The following is a 24,552-nucleotide window of genomic DNA, read 5'->3' as shown; positions in this document are numbered from 1 at the left end:
GGATGCTGAAATATCTATCGGTATGGTTATTTATACTTTTGCCGTTAGGTGTTTCAGCACAACAGGCTACAGTTTCCGGTACTGTAACAGGAGAAGCGAAACAGCCGCTTGAACTGGCAACCATTGGTATAAAAGGCACTACGCTGGCCACTCAAACCGATAACCAGGGCAAATTTATAATTAAAGTACCGGCAGACCAGGACCTGATTGTACTGGTGCGCTACCTTGGCTACAAAGAGCAGGAGCGAAGCCTGCGTCTGCAACCTGGTCAAAGTATAAATCTGCAGTTTATACTTCAGCCAGATGCCCGCCAGCTCAATACCGTAGATGTCCGGGGCAAAAACACAGACGATACCCGTGAACAGGTAAGCGTAACAAAGCTTGATCCGCGCCTAACCAAAGAACTTCCTTCTGCCTACGGCGACTTCAATAAAATACTGGTTACGCTGCCAGGCGTACGCAGCAACAACGAGCTTTCTTCTACTTACACAGTTCGTGGCGGCAACTACGATGAAAACCTGGTGTATGTAAACGGCATCGAAATTTACAGGCCTTTTTTAGTAACAAACGCACAGCAAGAGGGCCTAAGTTTTGTAAACCCGGATCTGGTTGGCAACATCGAATTTTCATCGGGTGGCTGGCAGCCCAAGTTTGGCGATAAACTTTCATCGGTACTTAACATTGTTTATAAAAAACCGCAGACATTTGCAGGCTCTGTAACCGGCGGTTTAACAGGCGGAACCATGCACCTGGAGTCGGCGTCTAAAAACAAGAAAGTGACTTATTTGCTGGGGCTCCGGCATAAAAACGGGCAATACATGCTGCAAGGGCTACAAACCGATGGGCAGTATAAACCAAAATTCTCAGATGCGCAGGCTTATGTTACTGTTGATCTAACAAAAGATTCCATAACAAGTAACCGCACCAGTTTAAGTATACTTACCAGCTACGCCCAGAATGATTATGTGGTCGAGCCCGAATCCAGAGTAACTACTTTCGGAACTCGTCAAACCCCCTTGCGCCTGCAGGTAGGTTTTGATGGCCATGAGCTGATGAAGTATACTACATACCAGTTGGGCCTGAACCTGTCGCATCGTTTTACAGATGATTTTTTGTCGGAGCTTATACTTTCGGTGGTGCAATCGCGGGAGCGTGAGTTCAGGGATCTGGAGGCTGGTTACCGGTTGTGTGATGTAAATACAGAAAACGGCGATAACTATGGCGAATGTCTGCAGGAGCGTGGCATTGGTAGCCAGTACGACTATGCCCGTAACGCCCTGCTTGCACGAATTGCCACAGCAGAAAACCGCAACAGCTGGCAACTGAACAGTAAAAACCGCTTTGAGTTTGGGTTGAAAGCAGGTATTGAAAAGATGGACGATGAACTGCACGAATACGGTTTCAGAGATTCTGCTGATTATGTTTCGCCGTCATATTTTCTTACATCAGACCTTAACATGAACTCGCAGCGCTACAATGCTTACGCCCAGCATACTTACGAGATCGATTCCCTTAAAACGATAACGTATGGTTTGCGTGCTGCTTACTGGAGCTTCAATAAAGAATTCATCATAACACCACGTGTTCAATACTCATTTATTACAAAACATAACCCGGATCTGTCTTTTAAAGCAGCCGTGGGATTATATTACCAGCCGCCGTTTTATCGGGAGCTTCGCAACTTTGAGGGAGTTATCAATCAAAATCTGAAAGCACAGCGCTCGCTTCATGCTATAGTTGGCTCCGATTATATGTTTAAAGCCTGGGACCGCGATTTTAAACTAACAGCTGAGGCATACTATAAACACATGACAAACGTGGTGCCTTACGATATTGATAATGTGCGCCTGCGATATTATGCCCAAAACAATGCCAAGGCCTATGCAGCCGGTTTTGATATACGCGTAAACGGCGAATTTATAAAAGGTGCTGAATCCTGGTTGAGCCTGGGCGTGCTTTCGACAAAGGAAAACCTGGACAACGATTCTACTTTTGTTTACAATGGCAACGGTGATATTGCAGGAAAAAAACCATTGGGTTATATCCGAAGACCCACTGACCAGTTGTTGAATGTTGGCGTATACTTCCAGGACCATTTACCGGATAATCCAACCATCCGGATGTATTTAAACCTGGTGTATAACAGCGGGTTACCTTTTGGGCCTCCAAACCGACCTGAGTACCGAAATGCCTTTTCAGGCAAATCATTTAAGCGGGTAGATATCGGTTTTTCGAAAGTGATTGTATTGGGAGATGACCTAGCAGAAAAAAATAAATTCTCGCTGGAAAGTCTTTGGATAGGATTGGAAGTTTTAAACCTGATAGATGCAAAAAACAGGGTATCTTATACTTATGTAGACGATTTAAATGGCGTTACATACGCTGTTCCGAACTTCCTGACAGGCCGCAGGTTAAACCTGCGGTTTATAGCAAGATTTTAAAGGCAATAAAAAAGGAGTGGTTTAACCGCTCCTTTTTTATTTTATACTTTCTGAGTTTCTAAAAACGCTTCTTTTTCCAGTCGTTATAGGCGCTTTCAATTTCGCGGGCATACGTTTTATAAGCTTCGGGGTCAGTTGTGCCCAGTTGCATGGCTTTGGCAGTTAAAGAGGCAGCCACTTCATATTCCTGATTTTGAGCATACAACCGTGCTTTTACCCAATTGTTATAGAAGTTTTCTTTAATGGCAATGGATTTATTTATCAGCTCCAAGGCCTTCTCCTGAAACTCCTTTTTAGTAGATAGGTACTCAGCACATTGCGCCCAGATAAACCAATCGTCGGGTTTGGCTTCTGCGAGTGCTTTTGAAATATTGGCCAGCGCCTTTTTTTCAATTTCTGTTTCTATATGGATGGCAATCTGCGTGTTTTCCCAGTTAAGGTATAAGTAACCTTTGTTTAAGCTGATATCGGAGAAAGAGAATTGCATGGTTTCTTTAAACGCAGCTTTAGTAGGTTTTACATGCACATAAGCAACATCATTTAGTTCATTATAGCCTTCTAGTCCCCATAAAGTAGTATCCTTGTTTAATACTACATTCCAGGACGAATCATTTTCCGGAAGTATATACAAGGAGTATGTTCCGGCAGGCACGCGCTCTTGTTCCAGAAAAAGCTCATCAGAAAAAGTAATCAGTGTAGCTTCGTTGGCTCCGGCACGCCAAAGTTGCCCGTAAGGCACCAGCGACCCAAATATTTTACGCCCTTTCACACCTGGTGCATGGTACCGTACTGTAATGTCGGTAAGTCCTATCGTTTGCCTCAGATAAGACTCAGGGCTGGCCTGTGGCAGCCTGAGCTGTGCAGTAGCAGCCTGGCCTGCTAGCATAAAAACTGCTAAAAAAAATATGTGTAGTAAGTACTTATTCATTCTACTGCTGAAAATCGATTGATTTAGATTTATTCTCCCGAAAAAACTATGCCAGATGCCCGCCAGCAAAGTATAAATTGGTTTGCAAAGGTAATAAAGTTTCAATGAAGCTGATATATACTACTTTATGTTTGGCTTTTGTGTGCTACCAACATCTGTCATAAGTCCTATTTACTATTAAGCCTCATCAATACATAATTTAATAATATAAAATTAAAAATAATTTATTGTATTACGAAACATAAGTTTCAATTTTATGTATACAAAAACCAATGCTTGAGCTTTTACAATAAAGCACACTCCCGCTCCTACATCGTGCTATGAAAATTTCTTAATACCCCAAAGCACAATTATGTGCTCCTGGGCAGAGCTTGTGTATAGCTTATTGCGCCATAGTGTGGCATTTCCACTTTAGTTTTCCCTATCATAACACATTTTATACTGCTTTATATGGATATTAAAATTCTACTAAATATAAAGGTACTGGCTATATTAACGGAAGCTCTGATGTGCATGAATTTATGGATGTAGCCACTGATGGCCAGGTAACAGGAGGAGGTGGATCCGATAAGTTCAGAATTAAGATCTGGAAATCAGGCGGAGATGTAGTTTATGATAACGAAAAAGGAACCGCCGAAAATGCTGACCTTTCTTCTACAGCCATACTTGGCGGCGGCTCTATCGTAATACATGAGGTGGTTAAAGCTACCGGGTCAGGCAAATTTATAAGCGAAACTATTTCAAAACCTGAGCCGGGCACTTCTGAATTCTACAATTATCCGAATGCTTTCTCAGACAGAACTACAATTGCTTTTAGTTTAGAAAAAGAAGAAAGCTTTGTGCTGGAAGTTTTTGATGTAAGAGGTGCATTGATCAAAAAAGTAGACATGGGCGTAGCAGAGAAAGGTAAACTATATGAGTATGAACTCGATGCCAGAAGTATGGCCGAGGGAATTTACTTTGCACGTTTATCAACTACGGCAGGTACCAAAACTTTAAAAATGCTGCTTAAAAAGTAATACAAGTATAAAATTTTCAACAAAAGTGCCGGTCTTGCTTAAGGCCAGCACTTTTATTTTTAAAAGGATAGCCTTAAAGAATAAACTAAAACTTTTACCAGTGTTTATAGTTTACTAAAAATTCCTGCTTACTTTTGCAGCACATAATGCGCAACACCACGTTACATAGCATCCTTTCTACTCCGGCAACTTCTGTTGCTTATGGTACTGCTGCGCACGTACATCATTTCTATCATTCCTCGTAAGAGGAATCCAATTAACATATAGCCCCCGTTGGGTGTATACCCATTTATACGTTGCAGGAAGCAGGGTATAGATCGCCTTTATTTTCATTTTCAGAATAACATTTATGCTTCGTATAGCTATCCAAAAATCAGGCAGACTCAGTGATGATTCGCTTAAACTGATCCGTGAGTGCGGTATCTCGTTCATCAGCAGCAGCCTGAAACTCAAAACAGAATCCACTAATTTTCCGCTGGAAATCCTCTTTCTCCGCGACGATGATATACCTGGTTATGTAGCCGATGGCGTGGCCGACATTGGTATAGTTGGCCAGAACGTGCTGGTAGAAGAAGGGATGAAACACCTTTCTGTAGAAGAGCTTGGTTTCTCCAGATGCCGCCTGTCTCTGGCTATTCCAAAAGGAGAAAACTATACTTCCCTGGAGGACCTGAACGGAAAGAATATTGCTACTTCGTATCCTAATTTATTGGAGTCATACCTTTCGGAGCGCGGCATCAAGGCACATATTCATACCATAAGCGGGTCTGTGGAGATTGCGCCAAGTATAGGTTTGGCCGATGCCATTTGCGATATTGTAAGCTCGGGAAGTACCCTTATCAGCAATGGTTTAAAAGAGGTGGAGCGTGTGTTTAAATCGCAGGCTGTACTTATTGCCAACCAGGATCTGAGTGCTGAAAAGAAAGAGATACTTGAGAAACTGCTTTTCAGGATACATGCTGTGCAACGCGCACAACGCGCCAAATATATACTGTTAAACGCACCAAATGATAAGGTAGCCGAGATCTCTCAATTACTCCCAGGCGTAAAATCACCAACTATACTTCCGCTGGCCGAAGAAGGCTGGAGCTCGCTGCACTCTGTGGTAAACGAGGATGATTTCTGGGAGATCATAGAAAAACTGAAAGCAGCCGGTGCGCAGGGTATTCTGGTTGTACCTATCGAGAAAATGATCATCTGATGAAAAAGATCTTATATCCAGAAACTATAAACTGGCCTGAACTGGCAAAAAGACCTGTAAAAGACCTTCAGGAACTGGAGTCAACCATCCGCATCATTTTTAAGCTGGTGCAGGAGCAAGGCGATGAAGCCCTGTATCAACTGGCTGAAAAGTATGATGGCAAGCGTCCTGAAGCTTTACTGGCCACACCGGAGGAACTGGCATCTGCAGAAAGTGAAATCAGCCCGGAACTGAAAGAAGCGATACTACAGGCATATAGTAACATTCAGCTTTTCCATTTGCAGCAGGCTGAACAAATGCCTATAGTGGAAACCATGCCGGGGGTAAACTGCTGGCGTAAAAGTGTGGCCATCGATAAAGTAGGTTTATACATTCCGGGAGGAACGGCACCGCTTTTTTCTACGTTGCTGATGTTGGGTGTGCCTGCTAAACTGGCTGGCTGTAAGCAAATTATACTTTGCACACCGCCATCAAAAGAAGGTGCTATTCACCCGGCCATTCGCTACACGGCTGCTTTATTGGGCATCGAAACTATAGTGAAGGCAGGCGGTGCACAGGCAGTAGCGGCTATGGCTTTTGGTACGGAAAGCGTACCGGCTGTAAGCAAAATATTCGGACCCGGAAACCAGTATGTAACCATGGCGAAGCAACTGGTAACGCAACTAGGCGTGGCTATCGATATGCCGGCCGGACCATCGGAAGTGCTGGTGATGGCCGATGAAACAGCTAACCCTGCTTTTGTAGCTGCTGATTTACTTTCGCAGGCAGAGCATGGCCCGGATTCGCAGGTGGTGTTGCTGAGCACATCTGAAACTATAGTTGATCAGGTGATCGCTGAAATCCAGAAGCAGCTACAGGAACTACCTCGAGAAGCTGTTGCGGCACAGGCACTGGAAAACAGCATGGCTATAGTTCTGGAAAACTCACAGCAGATGCTTGATTTCTCGAACCTGTACGCACCGGAGCACCTTATACTTGCCATTCAGGATCTTGAAACTATAGCAAATGGCGTGGTAAATGCAGGGTCGGTTTTCCTGGGCAACTATACACCTGAAGCAGCCGGCGATTATGCTTCCGGTACCAATCACACCTTGCCAACCAATGGCTATGCACGCGCTTATAGTGGCGTGTCGCTGGATAGTTTTGTCAAGAAGATCACATTCCAGCATATCACTACAGAAGGCCTGAAGAATATTGGCAGAACGATTGAAGTAATGGCCGAAGCCGAAGGGTTGCAGGCACACAAAAATGCAGTAAGTATCAGATTAAAGACGCTATAAATGTTTGATCTAGAAAGTATAGTTCGCCCGAATGTATGGCGCATGAAACCCTATGCATCGGCCCGCGACGAGTTTAAAGGCACCGCCAGCGTATACCTGGATGCCAATGAAAATAACCTGGGAAGTTTGGCCGGCAGCAACTATAACCGCTATCCTGATCCGCACCAGAAAGCGCTTAAAAGTAAGATTACAAGTATAAAAGGAGTGAAGCCTTCGCAGATATTCCTGGGTAACGGCTCTGATGAAGCAATTGACCTGCTGTTCCGTATGGTTTGTCGACCGGGCCAGGACCGCGCGCTGTTTTTACCGCCAACTTATGGCATGTACGAAGTGTCAGCTAACCTGAACGATGTGCAGCTGGATACCGTGCAGCTGACAGCTGATTTCCAAATACCGGTAGCCGAAGTGCTGCGAAACGTAAAGCCAGAAACAAAGCTCATCTTCATTTGCTCGCCCAACAATCCGACAGGTAATGCTATTAAATCAGAAGACATTGAAGCCATACTTGACAATTTTGATGGACTGGTGATAGTTGACGAAGCGTACATTGATTTTTCGGAGGAGCCAAGCTGGACCACCCGACTACAGGATTTCCCGAACCTGGTAGTGCTGCAGACTTTCTCCAAAGCATGGGGAATGGCCGGTTTGCGTTTAGGTATGGCATTCGCATCTGAGGAGATTATCGCGCTGCTCGACAAAATAAAGCCGCCGTATAACATAAACGAAGCTACTCAGGAACTTGCTCTGAAAGCCCTTGATCAGGATGAGCAACTGAAGTATATGATCGAAGAGATCATTCAGGAACGACAGATGTTAGAGACGGCTCTGCCCACCTTGGCTATAGTTGAGAAAGTTTATCCTTCAGATGCCAACTTTATACTTGTAAAAGTAACTGACGCTAACAGCCTTTATAGTTACCTTTTAAATAAGGGAATTGTGACCCGTAACCGCTCCAGTGTGCCCGGCTGCGATAATTGCCTGCGCATATCCGTTGGTACCACCGACGAGAACCAGCAACTATACCAGGCCATGTCAGAGTTTAATATTTAGACATAACAAGTTAGAAATTAGACTATAGTTGTTAGAATCCAGATGATTAGGCTTTTTCAGAGTCTAACATCAATATCTTTCCAAAATGAAAAAAGCATTATTTATAGATCGCGACGGTACCATACTTGTCGAGCCCAAAACCGATTACCAGGTAGATTCTTTTGAGAAGTTTGAGTTTATTCCGAAAGTGATCCGCAATTTGTATAAGATCTACACCGAGCTGGAATACGAGTTTGTGATGGTTACCAACCAGGACGGGCTTGGTACTGACTCTTACCCGGAACATACCTTCTGGCCTTATCAGAATAAAATGCTGGATATACTAAAGAGCGAAGGCGTAGAGTTTCATGATATTCTGATTGACCGCAGTTTTGAGCACGAAGGACTTGAAACGCGCAAACCCGGCATTGGGATGATGAAAAAGTACCTGGAAGAAGAGTACGATCTGGCAAACAGCTATGTGATCGGCGACCGCCTGACCGATGTACAACTGGCGAAAAACCTGGGCGCTAAAGCTATACTTCTGGCCGATTTTCAGAGCGAAGACGCTGCCCTGAACACCAACGATTGGGACGAGATCTATACTTTCCTGAAGCTACCAGAGCGCAAAGCAAGTGTCCGCCGCCAGACTTCAGAAACTGATATCCAGATAGACCTGAACCTGGATGGAACCGGAAAGTCAGATATCAAAACCGGCCTTGGCTTTTTCGACCACATGCTGGAGCAACTGGCCCGCCATGGCAACGTGGATCTGAGAATAGCTGTGAAAGGTGACCTGCACATAGACGAACATCATACGATAGAAGATACTGGGCTGGCGTTAGGCGAAGCTTTCCTGAATGCGTTGGGCGACAAAAAAGGTATTACGCGCTATGGTTTTTTACTCCCTATGGACGACATACTGGCTCAGGTGGCGATTGATTTTGGAGGTAGGCCGTGGATAGTTTGGGATGCCGAATTTAAACGCGAGAAAGTAGGAGACATGCCAACCGAAATGTTCTTCCACTTCTTCAAATCTTTCTCCGATACCGCTAAATGTAACCTGAATATCAAAGCAGAAGGGCAGAACGAGCATCATAAGATTGAAGCAATCTTTAAAGCTTTTGCCAAAGCCATACGCATGGCGGTTCAGCGTAACCTCAACGATAATTCTTTGCCTTCAACAAAAGGAGTTTTGTAATTCGTTAGTCCACAAATAGTTGTGGGCTTATTTTAACCTAAGTATAAGCGATAGCTTAAAAATAAAACTGAAGTATAGTTTGCTTTTGAAAAATCGGGGCTTACATTTGTGACGTCGCAACTATAAGCGCTGTGACATTTAAACAGAACATGATCCAGAATCTTCATCTTAATGCATGGTGGTGGCACGTTACGCAAAATATCGTGAACAGCCCGGCTATGCATTTTTTGAAGAGATAGTATAGTCTTAAGCCAAAGGTATCAAAGGCCTGCTGTTCACCTGAACAGCAGGCCTTTTTTGTTTTTAGACCAAACCAGAACCATGCGTAACTATAAAATAACAACCAATTACAAACGATTGCTCGCAGATACACTAACCCCGGTAAGTGTGTACCTGAAGCTACGTGACCGTTACCCAAACAGCATTTTGCTGGAAAGCTCGGACTACCACGGTGCCGAAAACAGCTTCTCGTATATCTGCTGCAGCCCGATGGCAAGTATAAAAGCCGAGAACGAAGTGCTGACGGAGCTTTTCCCGGATGGTAGCACCAGACAGACGCCTATCACGAAGGATGTAAATGTGCCGGCGCAACTGGCAGCCTTCGCACAGAGTTTCGAGGTAGAGCAGAACGGCTTCAGCTTCATCACTAACGGACTCTTCGGTTACATGAACTACGACGCCGTTCGCTATTACGAAGATATCGAGTTGAACCTGCGCCCAGACTGCCAGGATATTCCGGACCTGTTTTATGCGGTGTATCGCTTTGTCATCGCGATCAACCACTTCACCAACGAAGCCTATATTTTCTCGCACAGCTATAACCAAAGCGACGAGAACGGTATAACGCAACTAGAGGCACTCCTGAACAGCCGTAACATCCCGAGTTATACTTTCAAAACGGCTGGTGCAGAAGCTCATAACATCAGCAGCGAAGGGTTTTTAAAAAATATACAGAAAGCAAAGGAGCATTGCTTCCGCGGGGATGTGTTTCAGTTGGTGCTTTCCAGAAGATTTGAGCAGGCTTTCCAGGGAGATGAGTTTAACGTGTACCGGGCGTTGCGGTCTGTTAATCCGTCTCCCTACCTGTTCTATTTCGATTATGGCAGCTTCAAGATCTTCGGCTCATCGCCGGAGGCGCAGCTGGTGATCAAAGACGGCAAAGCCAGTATATTCCCGATTGCAGGTACTTTCAGAAGAACCGGCGATGACGCGGCCGATGCTGCACTGGCTGAAAAACTATTAGCCGATCCGAAAGAAAATGCCGAACACGTGATGCTGGTGGATCTTGCACGCAACGACCTGAGCCGCAACGGACACAGCGTAGAAGTGGAAACCTTCCGGGAAATACAATTTTACTCGCACGTCATTCACCTGGTATCGAAAGTATCGGGGCAGCTGCATAACCAGGAAGATTCGCTGCAGATGGTAGCCAGCACATTTCCGGCAGGCACGCTTTCCGGAGCACCTAAGCACAAAGCCATGCAGCTCATCGATAAGTATGAAACGACTAACCGAGCTTTTTACGGCGGCTGCATTGGCTTCCTGGATTTTAACGGCAACTTCAACAGTGCCATCATGATCCGCTCGTTCCTGAGCAAAGATTACAAGCTGTTTTACCAGGCTGGGGCCGGCATTGTGGCGGCTTCTAACCCGGAAAGTGAACTGCAGGAGGTAGACAATAAGTTAATGGCATTAAGACGTGCGCTTCAGCTGGCACAGGAGATCAATTAATATGAATGTTCTGGTAATCGACAATTACGACTCTTTCACTTACAACCTGGTGCACCTGCTGCAGGAACTAGGCGCTAATGTAACGGTGCGTCGCAACGACAAGGCCACGTTGGAAGAAGTAGCCAGTTTTGACAAGATCATGCTGTCTCCCGGTCCGGGAATACCCGACGAAGCTGGTATGCTGAAAGAAATCATTCGCACTTTTGGGTCGACAAAAAGCCTGTTTGGAGTATGTTTAGGACATCAGGCAATTGGTGAAGTATATGGTGGTAAGTTGTTTAATAGCAACGAAGTATGGCACGGTGTGGCTACCCCCGTTCGGGTGGTGTGCGAGGAGGAGCCACTGTTCACAAACCTGCCAAATCAGTTTAACACCGGCCGATACCACTCCTGGCTGGTGGAGCAGGAATTACCCGAGTGCCTGGTGCCAACGGCAGTAGATGAAACTGGAAACATCATGGCGTTGCGCCACAAAGAGCATGATGTACGCGGCGTGCAGTTTCACCCGGAATCAGTGCTGACCGAGCATGGGAAGGAAATGATTAAGAACTGGCTGGGAAATTAGAAATTTTGAGAGTTAGAAAGTTAGAAAGTAAGGAGTGAGCAGATTGTACCCACCCCTAACCCCTCCGAGGAGGGGAATTTGGTACAATCGAAAAATCCCCTCCCTGCAGGGGCAGGGGTGGGTAAATCATCTACAGAATATCAACCATGAAAGAAATACTAAATCACTTATTTGAACATAAAACGCTAAGCAAGGAGCAGGCGCGGGAAGTGCTGGTGAATATTGCAGGCGGCAAGTATAACCAGAACCAGATCTCAAGTTTCCTTACCGTGTTTATGATGCGCAGCATTACTGTGGAGGAACTGGAAGGCTTCCGGAATGCGCTGCTGGACCTTTGCCATCGCGTTGACTTATCGGCATATAACCCTATTGACTTGTGCGGTACGGGTGGCGATGGCAAGGATACCTTTAATATTTCGACACTTTCTTCTTTTGTAGTGGCGGCCAATAGTATTCCGGTTGCCAAGCACGGTAACTACGGCGTTTCATCGTCCTGCGGCTCCTCCAATGTGCTGGAAGCGTTGGGGATCAAGTTTACCACTGATACTGACAGGCTGGAGCGAAGCATTGACAAGTATAACATCTGTTTTCTGCATGCGCCTTTATTTCACCCGGCCATGAAGAGCGTAGGCCCGATCCGGAAAGACCTGGGAGTGAAGACCTTCTTTAACATGCTGGGACCGATGGTAAACCCTGCCTTTCCGAAGCTGCAGATGGTTGGGGTGTTCAGCCTGGAGCTGGCTCGCATGTACGGCTACCTGTACCAGCAGCAGCCGGATGTGAAGTATAGCATCATCCATACCCTGGATGGCTACGACGAGATTTCCCTCACCAGCCCGTTTAAAGTGATCTCTGACAGCAAAGAGTCTCTGTTAGATGCGGATGCCCTTGGCCTGCCACGCCTGCAGCACGAGCAGATCAAAGGCGGAGCAGGTATAGCCGAATCGGCCGAGGTCTTTGTGAAGGTGCTGAAAGGTAAAGGCACGGCTGCCCAGACTGCCGTAGTTGCCGCCAACGCCGGAATGGCTATCCAATGCGCCAGACCGGTACTCAACACTACAGATGCTGTTGTACTAGCTAAACAAACGCTGGAATCAGGAAAAGCTTACGCGCTATTTAACAGCTTGATAAACGATAAGAACTTAGTGGAAGCTTAAACATCTTCAAATCTCCACATTTTCAAATTTACAAATTAAACAACATGAACATACTCGACGAAATCATCGCCCATAAATACAAAGAAGTAGCCGAACGCAAAGACCTATACCCGGTAAAGTTGCTGGAGAAGAGTTTATACTTCGAAACACCTTGCCTGTCGCTGGAGCGTTACCTGTTGCGCCCGGACAAGAGTGGGATCATTGCCGAGATCAAACGTAAGTCCCCATCCAAAGGCGATATCAATCCTTATGTATCGGTGGAGCGCACTTCTATTGGTTACATGCAGGCAGGCGCTTCTGCCTTATCTATTCTTACTGACACCAACTACTTTGGCGGTAAGAACGAAGACCTGGTGACAGCCCGCAAATTTAATTTCTGCCCGATTCTTCGCAAAGATTTTATGGTGGATGAGTACCAGATCGTGGAAGCAAAATCGATCGGTGCCGATGCCATATTGCTGATTGCGGCTGCCCTAGATCCTGCACGCTTGAAAGAACTGGCCTCTTTTGCCCGCTCGTTTGGCCTGGAAGTGCTGTTGGAAGTTCATAACAATGAAGAACTGGAAAGTAGCTTTAACGAATTTGTAACCGTAGTCGGTGTGAACAATCGCAACCTTAAAACATTTAAGACTGATGTAGGCTTATCGTTTGAGCTGGCGCAGTACATTCCTCAGGGTATTACTAAAGTTTCGGAAAGTGGGCTGAGCCAGGCACAAACGTTGGTTGAGCTGCAGCAGGCAGGCTACAACGGCTTCCTGATTGGAGAGACGTTTATGACCGACAGCCGTCCTGAGCGTGCTGCCGCTGCTTTTGTAAAAGAACTGCGCCAATTACAGGAGCTTAAAGCACAGGTAGTATGAAGGTAAAAGTATGCGGCATGCGAGAGCCGGAGAACCTGAGGCAGATCGCGGCGCTTCAGCCGGATTACATGGGCTTCATCTTTTACGAAGGGTCTAAGCGCTATTGTGATGAAACTATAACTCCGAAATTGTTAGACGAACTGCCGGCAAGTATAAAAAAGGTAGGTGTGTTCGTAAATGAATCTACTGAAGTTATACTTGACACAGCCCGAAAGTATAAACTGGATGTAATACAGTTGCATGGAAGAGAAACTCCAAGGCAATGCAAAGAACTACAAGAAGCTGGGTTAGAGGTGATAAAGGCCTTCTCAGTAGATGATAACTTTGTCTTTGAAAACACGCTGCTGTATGAAAGAAGCTGTGATTACTTCCTGTTCGATACCCGTGGCAACAACTACGGTGGTAATGGAACTGTCTTCGACTGGGAAATACTTAAAGGCTACCTGTCTGACAAGCCATACTTCCTGAGCGGTGGCCTGAGCCTGGAAAACCTTAAGAGCCGGGAGTTTGAAAAAATCTGGCCGAAACCGTTTGCACTGGATGTAAACAGCGGATTTGAGTTGGAGCCGGGGCTGAAGGATGTGGAGAAGGTGAAGGAGCTGATCATATTTATTAAAGAGAAGAATTAAGATGATAAACTATAACGTTGACGAAAACGGCTTCTATGGCAAATTTGGCGGAGCTTATATCCCCGAAATGCTGTACCCCAATGTGGAAGAGCTGCGCCAGAATTACCTAAAGATTATGGCAGAGCCGGAGTTTCAGGAAGAACTGCAGACATTACTGAAAGATTATGTGGGCCGCCCAACGCCGCTATACTTTGCCAAGCGCTTATCTGAAAAGTATAACACCAACATTTACCTGAAGCGCGAAGACCTGAACCATACCGGTGCGCACAAGATCAACAACACCGTTGGGCAGGTACTGATGGCGAAACGATTGGGTAAAAAACGCATTATTGCCGAAACAGGTGCCGGACAACATGGCGTGGCTACGGCTACGGTTTGCGCCCTGATGGGACTGGAGTGTATCGTGTACATGGGTGAAGTAGACATTCAACGGCAGGCACCTAATGTGGCCAGAATGAAAATGTTAGGCGCCACGGTAGTGCCAGCCACCAGCGGCAGCAAAACCCTGAAAGACGCCACCAACGAAGCCATCCGCGACTGGATCAACAACCCCGAAGACACTTACTACATCATCGGTTCGGTAGTTGGTCCTCACCCGTACCCGGACATGGTAGCGCGTTTTCAGTCGGTAATTTCAGAAGAGATAAAAGTACAGCTGAAAGAGAAGACCGGCAGCGAGAACCCAGATTATGTGGTGGCTTGTGTGGGCGGCGGCAGCAACGCAGCAGGCGCATTCTACCATTACCTGGATACGCCTGAAGTGAAACTTGTGGCTGTGGAAGCAGCCGGATTGGGCGTTGGTTCCGGTGAGTCGGCAGCTACATCGGTGTTGGGCAGAGAAGGCATTATACACGGCAGCCGCACCTTGCTTATGCAGACAGATGACGGGCAGGTAACCGAGCCATACTCTATCTCGGCGGGGCTGGATTACCCAGGTGTTGGGCCGCTGCATGCGCACCTGCACCAATCCGGAAGAGCCATTTTCGAAAGTATAACCGATGACGAAGCACTACAGGCAGTGTTGGAGCTAACGAGACTGGAAGGAATCATACCTGCATTGGAAAGCGCGCACGCACTGGCAGCTCTTGGCAGAATCGGTGCAAAGCCGGACGAAGTTATAGTTGTGAATCTTTCCGGTCGCGGCGACAAAGATTTAACTACCTACTTAGACAGATTTGAGCTCCATGGAAAATAGAATCAAAACCCTTTTCGAACAAAAGCCACAGGGGCTGCTGTCGGTATACTTTACGGCCGGCTACCCAAACCTGGAAGATACTGTTCCGATCATCCTGGAGTTGGAGAAGAATGGCGTTGACCTGATTGAGGTAGGGATGCCTTTCTCTGATCCTTTGGCGGATGGCCCAACCATACAACAAAGCAGTGAAATTGCCCTGCGCAATGGCATGACCATTCCGAAGCTGTTTGAACAGTTAAAAGACATCCGCCAATATACACAGATTCCGCTGGTGCTGATGGGCTACCTGAACCCGGTTATGCAGTATGGAGTGGAGCGCTTCTGCCAGAAAGCCAAAGAAATCGGAATAGATGGAATTATCCTTCCGGACCTGCCGCTTTCAGATTATGTGCGGGAGTATAAAGCGCTGTTTGAGCAGAATAACCTGAGCAAGATCTTCCTGATCACGCCACAAACTCCGGAGCAGCGCATTCGTGAGATCGACAGCCACACCAATGGTTTTGTATACATGGTTTCGTCGGCGTCGGTAACTGGCAGCACGAACGGAAAGGCAGTAGTTAACACCGGTTATTTCGAGCGGGTAGGCCAGATGGGGCTTCGTAATCCGGGCATGATCGGCTTCGGCATTCACAACCGCGATACTTTTTCGCAGGCCTGCAACCACGCACGCGGCGCCATCATCGGCAGTGCTTTTATAAAGGCGCTGGCCCAGGAAGGCAGCCTAGAGCAAAATATCCAGACATTCATCCAACGCATTAAACAAGAAGTATGATCATACAATTGCAGCAAGGTATACCTGCTGAACTGAAAGAAAACATCCTGCAGCAGATTAAGGCTGTCGGCTTTAAGGGCAACGAAGTACTGACGCAGGAAGGCCATTACATCGTAGGCATTGGCAAGAAAGATTTTGATATTCGTACCATTGGCCAGTTGCCTGGCGTAGCAGACATTCACCGCGTGTCGGATGAATATAAACTGATCTCTCGCAAATGGAAAGTTGAACCTACCCGCATTGACCTAGGTGATGGCGTGGTGATTGGCGAAGGGCAGTTCAGTATCATGGCCGGCCCTTGCTCTATCGAAAGCGAAAAGCAGATCGAGTTGGTGGTGCAGCACCTGGTTGAGAATAATGTGAAGATCATGCGTGGCGGCGTATTCAAGCCGCGCAGTTCGCCGTATGCTTTCCGTGGACTTGGGTTGGAAGGATTGCAGATGTTCCACCGCATTTGCCGTGAGAACGGGATCAAGATCATTACCGAGGTTATGCAGGTGTCGCAGATCGAAGACATGATCGATTATGTGGATGTATTCCAGGTGGGAGCGCGCAACAGTCAGAACTTTAACTTATTGGATTCCTTAGGGGCGGCGCAGAAGCCTGTACTTCTAAAACGCGGTATTTCCGGTACACTGGAAGAACTGCTGCAGGCTGCAGAGTACATTTTCTCGAACGGCAACGAAAAGATCATGCTGTGCGAGCGCGGTATTCGGTCTTATGAAAACTCTTACCGCAATGTGCTGGACCTTAACGCAGTGCCAGTGCTGAAAGCCAAAACACACTTGCCGGTTATAGTTGATCCATCGCATGGAATTGGTCTACGCGACTATGTAGAAGAAATGTCGCTGGCAGCGGTGATGGCTGGTGCAGACGGTGTAATCTACGAAACGCATCAGAAGCCTGAAGAGGCTTTCTCTGACGGACAGCAGACGGTGAATTTTAAAGAGTCAGAAAGGCTGATACGTCGTATGCGTCAGGCTTATACTTTAAGGGAGAGTTTTTAGAATAGCTATGGCGCGAGCGTCCTCGCTCGTGACGAACTATAGTTGGGCCTCTGGCCTAATCGGATAATAAATCCGATATTATTGTAAGGACACGGGTTGCAAACCCGCGCCAGCAAAAGGAAAAGCTTGAAAGGATAAGTCCCCCTTTGAAGGGGTTAGGGGGGATATTTATCTTGCACGAGTAAACACCCCTATTGTCCCCTCAAGGGGACAGTCAAAAAGAAAAAGCCCGGTACTTAATTGCACCGGGCTTTTATACTTTAGTTATTGGCTGGTTTCAGCGTTTCATCTAACCATTTGAAGAACTCACGCTGCCAAACTATTGCATTTTGCGGCTGCAGTACCCAGTGATTTTCGTCTGGCAAGTATAACAGTCGGCTTTTAATACCCTTCAGCTGTGCCAACTGGAAAGCCTGCAAACCTTGCTCAATACCTACACGGAAGTCCTGGCCACCCTGAACGATCAGGATTGGCGTGTTCCATTTATTAGCATGCTCGATCGGGTTGAATTCCTTATAAGCTTGCGGGGCTTTTGTATCCCAGTAAGGGCCTTTCAGTTCGTTGTTGGCAAAGAAAAGCTCTTCGGTAGTGCCATACCAGCTGCGTATATCAAATAAACCGTCGTGTGCGATAAAGGTCTTGAAGCGACCTTCGTGCAGACCAGCTAGCATAAACACGGAGTAACCACCGTAGCTGGCACCCACAGCACCAAGTCTGTCTTTGTCTACATACTTATCTTTCGCCACATCATCTATAGCAGTCAGGTAATCGCGGATGGCTTGTCCGCCCCAGTCGCCGCTGATCTGGCGGTTCCATTCATCGCCGTGGCCCGGCATTCCGCGTCTGTTCGGTGCAACCACGATATAACCGTTAGCAGCAATCAATTGCATGTTCCAGCGGTAAGAGTAATACTGTGTTAAGGCTGATTGCGGGCCACCCTGGCAGTAAAGCAAGGTTGGGTATTTTTTGTTCGGGTCGAAATCCGGCGGATAAACTACCCACGAGAACAAGTCTTTGCCATCAGTAGCTTTGGTAACGCGTGACTCAACTTTACTCAGTGATAGTTTGCTGTAGATCGCGTCGTTCACATTGGTCAGTTGCGTCAGTTTACCGTTTTTCAGGTCAACACGGAAAAGTTCGGCAGCGTGGTTCATGTCGGCGCGCGACACGATCAGGCTGTTGCCTGACTGGCCTGCAATGCCATTGATATCGAACTGGCCTTTGGTAACCTGCTTTATACTTTTAGCCGAGAATTTGCCTAAGTTTTTAGGTAGCGATACTTCAAACAGCTGTATCGTACCTTTAGTTGGCGCTACAAACCAGATCTTGCTGCCATCTTTGCTCCAGGTAAAGGAGTTTATCGTTTCATCCCAGTCCTTGGTCAGGTTATACTTCTGTCCGGTTTTGGTGTCGAGAACAATCATCTCGTTCTGGTCGGCTTCGTTACCGTCTTCATCCATACTTAACCAGGCAAGTTTGGTAGCGTCTTCCGAGAAGGCAGGAGCGTTGTCATATCCCATGTTGCCTTCCGTAAAGTTGATTGTTTTTCCTGAAGCTATGTCGTAGCGGTAAATGTCGGTGTTGGTGCTAACCGCGTACTCTTTTCCGAACTTCTTCTTGCTCACATAAAGTATAGCTTTGCTGTCCGGGCTCCAGATCATGTCTTCCAGTCCGCCAAACGGCATTTGCGGCGTATCGAAAGGCTCGTCTTTCATGATGTCGGTAGCCGTGCCAATCTTGCCTTCGTTGTAAGGGGCGAAGAAAACGTGCTGAAACTTACCGTCTTCCCAGGTATCCCAGTGGCGGTAGTTCAGGTCGTCGTACACGTAAGCGTTCGATTTCTTCAGCTCAGGGTAAATATCCTTGCTGTGTACGTTTTTCACTTCCACCTCGCGCGAAAACAACACATGCTTTCCATCCGGCGAGAAACGAACATTGCTCAGGCCACCTTCAACGTTGGTAAGCTGCTTTGGTTCGCCTTTACCGCCTGTTAGCTGCCACAGCTGGCCTTTGTGCAGGTAAATGATGTTGCCAGTAGCTTTATCAACCCTAACTACACTTTCGCCACCTTTTGTAGCTGTTATTTGGGTAGGTTGTCCGCCAGCAACAGGAATACGGTAGAGATTGCGCTCGCTGCCGTTTTCTTCCATATTTACATAGCCAACGCCGTAGATAACCGATTTACCGTCGGGCGTTACCGCCTCAGCCGAAACGCGCCCCAGCTTCCAGAGCAGTTCCGGAGTCATGCGCTGTTGTGCCTGCGCTATAGTTACAGCAAACACGCCAGCCAGTATCAATGTCTTTTTCATACCTCAAATGTAATTTAAATGGCGGTATTCTGAAATGCTTGTGAAGAGAAGAGATTGTAAGATTTTGTAGTTACTGAACTATACTTGTCTTATATTTGCAGTAATGAAAGGCACAATGGCTCATATGTACCATCATCATGCACGAAGCAATAGTTTCGGAGCCGCTTGCCTATGGATTTGCTAGAAGTATAAACGTATATATCCAAAAGCCTGACTCCGAAACGAGTCAGGCTTTTTTGTTTTTGTCCGAATCAGGATTTACAGGATTTATACTTTAGAATTCATTCATAATTCGTAATTATTTAATTTGTAATTAATACAAAATGAACTTAGTTATAGTTGATTACAAGGCGGGCAATGTGCAGTCGGTGATGTTTGCGCTGGAACGGCTGGGTATAAATGCTACCCTTAGCTGCGACTTCGAGACCATTAAGTCTGCCGACAAGGTGATCTTTCCGGGTGTAGGCGAAGCTTCCTCAGCGATGGCCCAGCTGAAGGCCCGCAACCTGGATAAGCTGTTGCCAACGCTGGAGCAGCCGTTTTTTGGTGTTTGCCTGGGCATGCAGCTGCTTTGCCAGCACTCCGAAGAAGGCGATACCGATCTGCTGGGTATTATTCCGCTGGCGGTAAAGCGATTTGAAACTGATCTGAAGGTACCGCACATGGGTTGGAACCAGCTCGAGAAGCTGCAATCACCGCTTTTTGCAGGTATAAATGAAGGTGAGTATGCCTATTATGTGCACAGCTATTACGTGCCAATGAGCGAATATACCATTGCCCAGACATCGTACCCAGAGCCATTCTCGGCTGCCTTACACTATAAAAACTTTTACGCCGCGCAGTTTCACCCGGAGAAAAGCGGACCTGCCGGCTCTCAAATTCTGAAAAACTTTTTAGCCCTATGATGGAGATCATCCCAGCGATAGACATAATTGGCGGCCAGTGCGTGCGCCTTACCGAAGGCGATTTTGCCCAGCAAACCACCTACGACAGCAAACCGCTGGAAGTAGCCAAACGTTTTGAAGCACACGGAATCAAACGCCTGCATTTGGTAGACCTGGATGGTGCCCGTGCCAAGAAACCGGTAAACCTGGCGGTACTGGAAAGTATAGCTGCCAATACAGGCTTAATCATAGATTTCGGTGGTGGTCTGCAGTCGGATGAAGCGGTAAAACAGGCTTTTGACGCTGGCGCAGCTCAGATTACGGCCGGAAGTATAGCTGTGCGCGAACCTGAAACGGTAAAGAACTGGCTGATTAAGTATGGATCGGAGAAGATCATCATCGGGGCAGATTTTAAAGGCACCAACATCGCTATCAGCGCCTGGACTGAAGAAAGCAAATACCCGCTGCAGGATTTTATTTCTGGTTATGTAAAAACTGGTGCACGTATTTTTATCTGTACAGATGTAAGCAAAGACGGCAAACTGCAGGGGCCATCCATTAACACGTACCGCCATTTAAAACTTACGCTGCCAGAAGCTGAAGTAATTGCAAGCGGCGGTGTTACAACTATAACCGACCTGGAGCAACTGCAGGAGATCGGCGTTAAAGGTGCTATCATTGGCAAAGCAATTTACGAAGGCACCATCAGTTTAAAAGATTTAGAGCGATTTGTATGTTAACCAAACGCATTATCCCTTGCCTTGATATTAAGGATGGCCGCACAGTAAAAGGTGTCCGTTTCGAGAATATCCGTGATGCCGGCGACCCGGTAGAACTGGCAAAATGGTATGCTGCACAAGGTGCCGACGAACTGGTTTTCCTGGATATTACTGCTACGAATGAAGAGCGCAAAACCTTTGCAGAACTGGTGCGCGATATAGCCCGCCACATTGATATTCCTTTCACGGTGGGTGGTGGCATTAGTGCTGTTGCCGATGTAGAACTGTTGCTGCAGGCCGGTGCTGATAAAGTATCCATCAACTCAGCTGCCATTAAAAATCCAAAGCTGGTACACGATCTGGCGAGCCGCTTTGGTAGCCAATGCGTTACTGTTGCCATCGACACCAAGTATACCGAGGCCACCGGCTGGAAAGTATACACCCGCGCCGGCACCGTGGAAACTGAGTACAATACAGTTGACTGGGCCAAGAAAGTAGTAGAACTGGGCGCCGGCGAGATTCTGCTTACCAGCATGAACAACGACGGCACTAAAGCAGGTTTTGCGTTAGATATCACCAAAGCCGTTTCGGAAGCTGTCTCTGTTCCGGTTATTGCTTCGGGTGGTGCAGGTAACATGCAGCATTTTGTAGACGCTTTCAACAAGGCACACGCCGACGCTGCTCTGGCAGCCAGCCTCTTCCATTTCCGTGAACTGGAGATACCGGACCTGAAACGTTTCCTGAAAGCGCAGGACGTGGATGTGAGAATATAATTTTGAATGAGTGACTGAGCGAATGAGTGATTATAAACTCAGAACTCAGAACTCGAGACTCAGAACTTTATGAAAATTGATTTTGATAAAATGGGCGGATTAGTGCCCGCTGTAATACAGGACGAGCAGACAAGCCAGGTGCTGATGTTAGGCTACATGAACCAAGAAGCCTTGGAAAAAACGCAGCAGGAAGGACTGGTGACTTTCTTTTCCCGCTCCAAAAACCGCCTCTGGACCAAAGGCGAAACATCGGGCAACACGCTGCAGGTGGTAAGTATAGCCGAAGACTGCGACAACGATTCGCTCCTAATAAAAGTGAGACCCAACGGCCCAACCTGCCATACAGGAGCCACCAGCTGCTTTGGTGAAGAACAGACTGCCAAAAGAGCGAAGGCAATTCAATTTATAGCGCAGTTGGAAGAAGTTATTCAACAGCGTAAAGCTAATCCGGCGGAAGGATCTTATACCAACTTCCTGTTCGAAAAGGGCGTGAACAAGATAGCCCAGAAAGTAGGAGAGGAAGCGGTAGAAACAGTAATTGACGCTGTAGCCGGTAAACTGGATACCATGAAAGGCGAAGCGGCTGATCTTCTTTACCATCTATTAGTGTTATTAGCTGCTACTGGTTTGGAACTAGCAGATGTTGTGGCGGTGCTGCAGGAACGCCATCAGAAGAAGTAAAGAGTAGGGTTATTATGTAAAACAACGTCAAGTATAAGGTATACTTGGCGCTGTTTTTTGTTTATGGATTTGAAGTCAGTTTAGCATTCTCGAAAGTTCCAGTTACAGTTACATCGCATCTTCTTGGGTTAGTTGGTGATGTGGCTGTTGGGTCTGGCACATCTTCCATTCTTAACTCAAAAGCACCGCTAATAAGGTTGTGCTTTTCATTATAGTCGGTTATTTCAATTGAGCCGATCATTGTGTTTGCCTGGCTAAACATGACTGACCCTGATGTTCCGCTGGTTGAGTAAGAGTAAGTTATTTTAGCTTTGCCGTTCTCCGGATTAGGAAGTGATTTCAACGTATAATTCCCAACATAACCGCTTATCAGATCAGCATCTGCTATCTCAAAAGAGATTCCATCTTTTTCGGAACCTACATAAATGGTTAACTTTTCATTTCCAGTTAAGAAACCGCTTTGCAGATCATCAGAAGCATAGCTGGCAGCTTTTGTTTCATGGGTATCGTGGTACATAAAGGTACGATCCATGGAAAGCTCCATTTCCGGAATAACTTCTTCTTTGTCGTCGCTGTCGCAAGAGAAATTGAGGAGGGCTAATGAAGTCAGGCAAATGTAAAGTAATGTCTTTTTCATAGGTTTTATTTTACAAAACTACTTAGCCAAGATGATGCCAAATATTCTATTTTTCTAATATAAAGTTCTGAATGGCTTCGGCTACTTCACCGCCACGTTCTTCCTGCACAAAATGCCCGGCTTTATACTTTATAACCTTTGCCTCCGGAAATTCCTGTTCCCATTTATCTAGGAAATGCAGCGGCAACAATTTGTCTTTTTCACCCCAAAGTATAAGCTTGTTTATACTTCGTAGTTTCTCGCGTTCTTCCCATAGTTCAGCAAAGTATAGAGTTGAATTGTGTAGGGCTTTAGCAAATTGCCAGGTACCGAATCGGCTACTGGCTGACGATAACGGTTTTTGATAATGCAGTTTAATGTCGCGGGGGAGGTGCTTGCGCTCGTGGTAGCCTTGCGGCAGAAGTATATTAGCTGAAAAACCCAGTTGTAAGTATAAAAATCTGCCAATTCCACCTGACATAAACCTGCTGATCTTCATGATCTTGCTTTCAGCCTCCAGGCTCCACATCCAGGTGTTTAGTATCACTAGGTTCTTTACATTTTCAGGGTGGCGCAGGGCATAACGCAAACCTATTGGCCCTCCAAAATCATGCACGACCAATGTGATATTCTTCAGTTGCAAATGATCTATCAATCTTTCCAGGTTATCGGCGTGGGCTTCCGGAGTATAACTGAAATCAACAGGCTTATCTGACAGGCCAAAACCCAGATGGTCGGGGGCAATGCAGCGGTGGGTTCTGCTTAATCGTTTAATCTGCTGCCGCCACAAGAATGACCAGGTGGGCGTACCGTGTACAAATACGATCGCATCGCCTTCGCCTTCATCTACATAATGCATATTGCCTTGTGGTAGCTGCAATGTGTGGTGCGCAAACGGATAAAGTATGCGGTCTAGCCATTTTGGTGAGTTCATAGTTTTGTAGTTTGATGTTGCAGGAGCTTACTAATCAGCTCTTTTTATACTTCATTATAAGCAAGGTAGCTACGTCATCAATCGGGTAATTGTCATATAGCAAATAGTGGTGCGCTATTCCGTCGATAGAGGCAAACAGCAGTTTGGCTTCCAGGTCAGGGAAGGGGGTACCTGCTTCTATCAGGTTGTGTTTTATCTGAGCCTCTATAAAAGTTGTTTGTTCCTTCATTTCATCCATAAGTTGGCGTACCACTGCAGATTGCATCCTGATACCATAAAGGAGTTTCCAGAAGTCTTTTTTCTCTTTCAACAGTTTAACTGTCTGCCGTATGTGCCGCTCTATTCCGGAGCCAGAGGTGTCATGCGTTTTCTGAAAAGAAGCATGTATATCTTCTACGCCGCGTTTAAAGATCGCTTCCAGCAGTTCGTCTTTGCTCTTAAAATAATTGTATAGCAAGCCCAGCGAGATTCCTGCTTCTGCGGCTATAGTTCGGATAGAAGTTGCTTCAAAACCCTGTACTGCAAACAAGCGCAAGGCCACCTCAAGCAGCTTATTTATAGTTAGTTCCCGCTTTTCCTGAAATCGATTCATATTTATGAATGAACGTACGTTCAATATTA

The 24,552-nt window shown here is 46.5% G+C and carries 22 protein-coding genes and 1 pseudogene; 18 read left to right on the top strand and 5 right to left on the bottom strand.

Annotated elements, in window-relative coordinates; all coding sequences use genetic code 11:
* The first annotated feature begins 2 nt into the window (after window positions 1-2).
* Window positions 3-2,441 carry a TonB-dependent receptor gene (locus LWP20_RS11060; protein WP_242928206.1) on the top strand — a complete coding sequence of 813 codons (2,439 nt, stop codon included), beginning with the start codon at window positions 3-5 and terminating at the stop codon, window positions 2,439-2,441.
* Between the two features lie 58 nt (window positions 2,442-2,499).
* Here the strand turns inward: LWP20_RS11060 and LWP20_RS11055 are convergent, their stop codons facing one another.
* Window positions 2,500-3,327, bottom strand: coding sequence for a DUF2911 domain-containing protein (locus tag LWP20_RS11055; RefSeq protein ID WP_242928205.1), 828 nt, complete (start codon window positions 3,325-3,327; stop codon window positions 2,500-2,502).
* Window positions 3,328-3,890: 563 nt separating this feature from the next.
* Between LWP20_RS11055 and LWP20_RS11050 the strand changes: the two genes are divergently transcribed.
* The 13 genes from LWP20_RS11050 to LWP20_RS10990 all read left to right on the top strand — a co-directional run bounded on the left by LWP20_RS11050 (window position 3,891) and on the right by LWP20_RS10990 (window position 17,015).
* Window positions 3,891-4,388 (top strand): T9SS type A sorting domain-containing protein, encoded by a 498-nt coding sequence (locus LWP20_RS11050; RefSeq protein WP_242928204.1) that lies wholly within the window; start codon window positions 3,891-3,893, stop codon window positions 4,386-4,388.
* Window positions 4,389-4,728: 340 nt separating this feature from the next.
* The gene (hisG, locus tag LWP20_RS11045) at window positions 4,729-5,589 is read left to right on the top strand and encodes an ATP phosphoribosyltransferase (protein ID WP_242928460.1); all 861 of its coding nucleotides are present in this window, start codon (window positions 4,729-4,731) and stop codon (window positions 5,587-5,589) included.
* Window positions 5,589-6,869 carry a histidinol dehydrogenase gene (gene hisD, locus LWP20_RS11040; protein ID WP_242928203.1) on the top strand — a complete coding sequence of 427 codons (1,281 nt, stop codon included), beginning with the start codon at window positions 5,589-5,591 and terminating at the stop codon, window positions 6,867-6,869. Before hisG ends, hisD begins: the two co-directional genes overlap by 1 nt.
* Window positions 6,870-7,919, top strand: coding sequence for a histidinol-phosphate transaminase (gene hisC / locus LWP20_RS11035; RefSeq protein ID WP_242928202.1), 1,050 nt, complete (start codon window positions 6,870-6,872; stop codon window positions 7,917-7,919).
* A gap of 85 nt (window positions 7,920-8,004) precedes the next feature.
* Window positions 8,005-9,099 carry a bifunctional histidinol-phosphatase/imidazoleglycerol-phosphate dehydratase HisB gene (hisB, locus tag LWP20_RS11030; RefSeq protein WP_242928201.1) on the top strand — a complete coding sequence of 365 codons (1,095 nt, stop codon included), beginning with the start codon at window positions 8,005-8,007 and terminating at the stop codon, window positions 9,097-9,099.
* Between the two features lie 321 nt (window positions 9,100-9,420).
* Complete coding sequence (locus tag LWP20_RS11025; RefSeq protein ID WP_242928200.1) at window positions 9,421-10,830, top strand: anthranilate synthase component I family protein; 1,410 nt, start codon at window positions 9,421-9,423, stop codon at window positions 10,828-10,830.
* 1 nt (window position 10,831) lies between these two features.
* Entirely contained in the window at window positions 10,832-11,395 is a 564-nt protein-coding gene (locus LWP20_RS11020; protein ID WP_242928199.1) for an anthranilate synthase component II, read from the top strand.
* 146 nt (window positions 11,396-11,541) lie between these two features.
* Window positions 11,542-12,552 carry an anthranilate phosphoribosyltransferase gene (gene trpD, locus LWP20_RS11015; RefSeq protein ID WP_242928198.1) on the top strand — a complete coding sequence of 337 codons (1,011 nt, stop codon included), beginning with the start codon at window positions 11,542-11,544 and terminating at the stop codon, window positions 12,550-12,552.
* Window positions 12,553-12,596: 44 nt separating this feature from the next.
* On the top strand, window positions 12,597-13,412 hold the full coding sequence (gene trpC, locus LWP20_RS11010) for an indole-3-glycerol phosphate synthase TrpC (protein ID WP_242928197.1): 816 nt from the start codon (window positions 12,597-12,599) through the stop codon (window positions 13,410-13,412).
* Window positions 13,409-14,041 (top strand): phosphoribosylanthranilate isomerase, encoded by a 633-nt coding sequence (locus LWP20_RS11005; protein ID WP_242928196.1) that lies wholly within the window; start codon window positions 13,409-13,411, stop codon window positions 14,039-14,041. The genes trpC and LWP20_RS11005 overlap by 4 nt, the downstream gene beginning before the upstream one ends.
* A gap of 1 nt (window position 14,042) precedes the next feature.
* On the top strand, window positions 14,043-15,236 hold the full coding sequence (gene trpB, locus LWP20_RS11000; protein ID WP_242928195.1) for a tryptophan synthase subunit beta: 1,194 nt from the start codon (window positions 14,043-14,045) through the stop codon (window positions 15,234-15,236).
* Complete coding sequence (gene trpA / locus LWP20_RS10995; protein ID WP_242928194.1) at window positions 15,226-16,008, top strand: tryptophan synthase subunit alpha; 783 nt, start codon at window positions 15,226-15,228, stop codon at window positions 16,006-16,008. The genes trpB and trpA overlap by 11 nt, the downstream gene beginning before the upstream one ends.
* A complete protein-coding gene (locus LWP20_RS10990; protein WP_242928193.1) occupies window positions 16,005-17,015 on the top strand; it encodes a bifunctional 3-deoxy-7-phosphoheptulonate synthase/chorismate mutase in 1,011 nt (336 codons plus the stop codon). The genes trpA and LWP20_RS10990 overlap by 4 nt, the downstream gene beginning before the upstream one ends.
* 260 nt (window positions 17,016-17,275) lie before the next feature.
* Here the strand turns inward: LWP20_RS10990 and LWP20_RS10985 are convergent, their stop codons facing one another.
* A complete protein-coding gene (locus tag LWP20_RS10985) occupies window positions 17,276-19,324 on the bottom strand; it encodes a S9 family peptidase (protein WP_242928192.1) in 2,049 nt (682 codons plus the stop codon).
* Between the two features lie 323 nt (window positions 19,325-19,647).
* On the opposite strand from LWP20_RS10985, the gene hisH reads away from it, so the two are divergent.
* The 4 genes and pseudogenes from hisH to hisIE all read left to right on the top strand — a co-directional run.
* Window positions 19,648-20,229: an imidazole glycerol phosphate synthase subunit HisH gene (gene hisH, locus LWP20_RS10980; protein ID WP_242928191.1), complete on the top strand. Its 582-nt coding sequence runs from the start codon at window positions 19,648-19,650 to the stop codon at window positions 20,227-20,229.
* A complete protein-coding gene (gene hisA, locus LWP20_RS10975) occupies window positions 20,226-20,948 on the top strand; it encodes a 1-(5-phosphoribosyl)-5-[(5-phosphoribosylamino)methylideneamino]imidazole-4-carboxamide isomerase (protein ID WP_242928190.1) in 723 nt (240 codons plus the stop codon). The genes hisH and hisA overlap by 4 nt, the downstream gene beginning before the upstream one ends.
* Entirely contained in the window at window positions 20,942-21,700 is a 759-nt protein-coding gene (gene hisF, locus LWP20_RS10970; protein ID WP_242928189.1) for an imidazole glycerol phosphate synthase subunit HisF, read from the top strand. Before hisA ends, hisF begins: the two co-directional genes overlap by 7 nt.
* Window positions 21,701-21,754: 54 nt before the next feature.
* A pseudogene (gene hisIE, locus LWP20_RS10965) lies at window positions 21,755-22,381 on the top strand (bifunctional phosphoribosyl-AMP cyclohydrolase/phosphoribosyl-ATP diphosphatase HisIE); the annotation flags it as partial.
* A gap of 61 nt (window positions 22,382-22,442) precedes the next feature.
* Here hisIE and LWP20_RS10960 read toward each other — a convergent pair.
* From LWP20_RS10960 to LWP20_RS10950, 3 genes are read right to left on the bottom strand one after another with little or no spacing between them, the layout of a single operon-like run.
* A complete protein-coding gene (locus LWP20_RS10960) occupies window positions 22,443-23,018 on the bottom strand; it encodes a hypothetical protein (RefSeq protein ID WP_242928187.1) in 576 nt (191 codons plus the stop codon).
* A gap of 46 nt (window positions 23,019-23,064) precedes the next feature.
* Complete coding sequence (locus LWP20_RS10955) at window positions 23,065-23,931, bottom strand: alpha/beta fold hydrolase (protein WP_242928186.1); 867 nt, start codon at window positions 23,929-23,931, stop codon at window positions 23,065-23,067.
* 34 nt (window positions 23,932-23,965) lie between these two features.
* Entirely contained in the window at window positions 23,966-24,523 is a 558-nt protein-coding gene (locus LWP20_RS10950; RefSeq protein ID WP_242928185.1) for a TetR/AcrR family transcriptional regulator, read from the bottom strand.
* Between the last annotated feature and the right edge of the window lie 29 nt (window positions 24,524-24,552).

Source organism: Pontibacter vulgaris (assembly GCF_022758145.1).
Taxonomy (GTDB): domain Bacteria; phylum Bacteroidota; class Bacteroidia; order Cytophagales; family Hymenobacteraceae; genus Pontibacter; species Pontibacter vulgaris.
Note: the sequence above shows the minus strand (reverse complement) of the source record. Positions and strands in the feature narration are given on the sequence as shown.

Coding starts and splice junctions, on each gene's coding strand:
- LWP20_RS11060 (WP_242928206.1), top strand. CDS start 3: ATGCTGAAATATCTATCGGTATGGTTATTTATACTTTTGCCGTTAGGT.
- LWP20_RS11055 (WP_242928205.1), bottom strand. CDS start 3,327: ATGCTAGCAGGCCAGGCTGCTACTGCACAGCTCAGGCTGCCACAGGCC.
- LWP20_RS11050 (WP_242928204.1), top strand. CDS start 3,891: ATGGATGTAGCCACTGATGGCCAGGTAACAGGAGGAGGTGGATCCGAT.
- hisD (WP_242928203.1), top strand. CDS start 5,589: ATGAAAAAGATCTTATATCCAGAAACTATAAACTGGCCTGAACTGGCA.
- hisC (WP_242928202.1), top strand. CDS start 6,870: ATGTTTGATCTAGAAAGTATAGTTCGCCCGAATGTATGGCGCATGAAA.
- hisB (WP_242928201.1), top strand. CDS start 8,005: ATGAAAAAAGCATTATTTATAGATCGCGACGGTACCATACTTGTCGAG.
- LWP20_RS11025 (WP_242928200.1), top strand. CDS start 9,421: ATGCGTAACTATAAAATAACAACCAATTACAAACGATTGCTCGCAGAT.
- LWP20_RS11020 (WP_242928199.1), top strand. CDS start 10,832: ATGAATGTTCTGGTAATCGACAATTACGACTCTTTCACTTACAACCTG.
- trpD (WP_242928198.1), top strand. CDS start 11,542: ATGAAAGAAATACTAAATCACTTATTTGAACATAAAACGCTAAGCAAG.
- trpC (WP_242928197.1), top strand. CDS start 12,597: ATGAACATACTCGACGAAATCATCGCCCATAAATACAAAGAAGTAGCC.
- LWP20_RS11005 (WP_242928196.1), top strand. CDS start 13,409: ATGAAGGTAAAAGTATGCGGCATGCGAGAGCCGGAGAACCTGAGGCAG.
- trpB (WP_242928195.1), top strand. CDS start 14,043: ATGATAAACTATAACGTTGACGAAAACGGCTTCTATGGCAAATTTGGC.
- trpA (WP_242928194.1), top strand. CDS start 15,226: ATGGAAAATAGAATCAAAACCCTTTTCGAACAAAAGCCACAGGGGCTG.
- LWP20_RS10990 (WP_242928193.1), top strand. CDS start 16,005: ATGATCATACAATTGCAGCAAGGTATACCTGCTGAACTGAAAGAAAAC.
- LWP20_RS10985 (WP_242928192.1), bottom strand. CDS start 19,324: ATGAAAAAGACATTGATACTGGCTGGCGTGTTTGCTGTAACTATAGCG.
- hisH (WP_242928191.1), top strand. CDS start 19,648: ATGAACTTAGTTATAGTTGATTACAAGGCGGGCAATGTGCAGTCGGTG.
- hisA (WP_242928190.1), top strand. CDS start 20,226: ATGATGGAGATCATCCCAGCGATAGACATAATTGGCGGCCAGTGCGTG.
- hisF (WP_242928189.1), top strand. CDS start 20,942: ATGTTAACCAAACGCATTATCCCTTGCCTTGATATTAAGGATGGCCGC.
- LWP20_RS10960 (WP_242928187.1), bottom strand. CDS start 23,018: ATGAAAAAGACATTACTTTACATTTGCCTGACTTCATTAGCCCTCCTC.
- LWP20_RS10955 (WP_242928186.1), bottom strand. CDS start 23,931: ATGAACTCACCAAAATGGCTAGACCGCATACTTTATCCGTTTGCGCAC.
- LWP20_RS10950 (WP_242928185.1), bottom strand. CDS start 24,523: ATGAATCGATTTCAGGAAAAGCGGGAACTAACTATAAATAAGCTGCTT.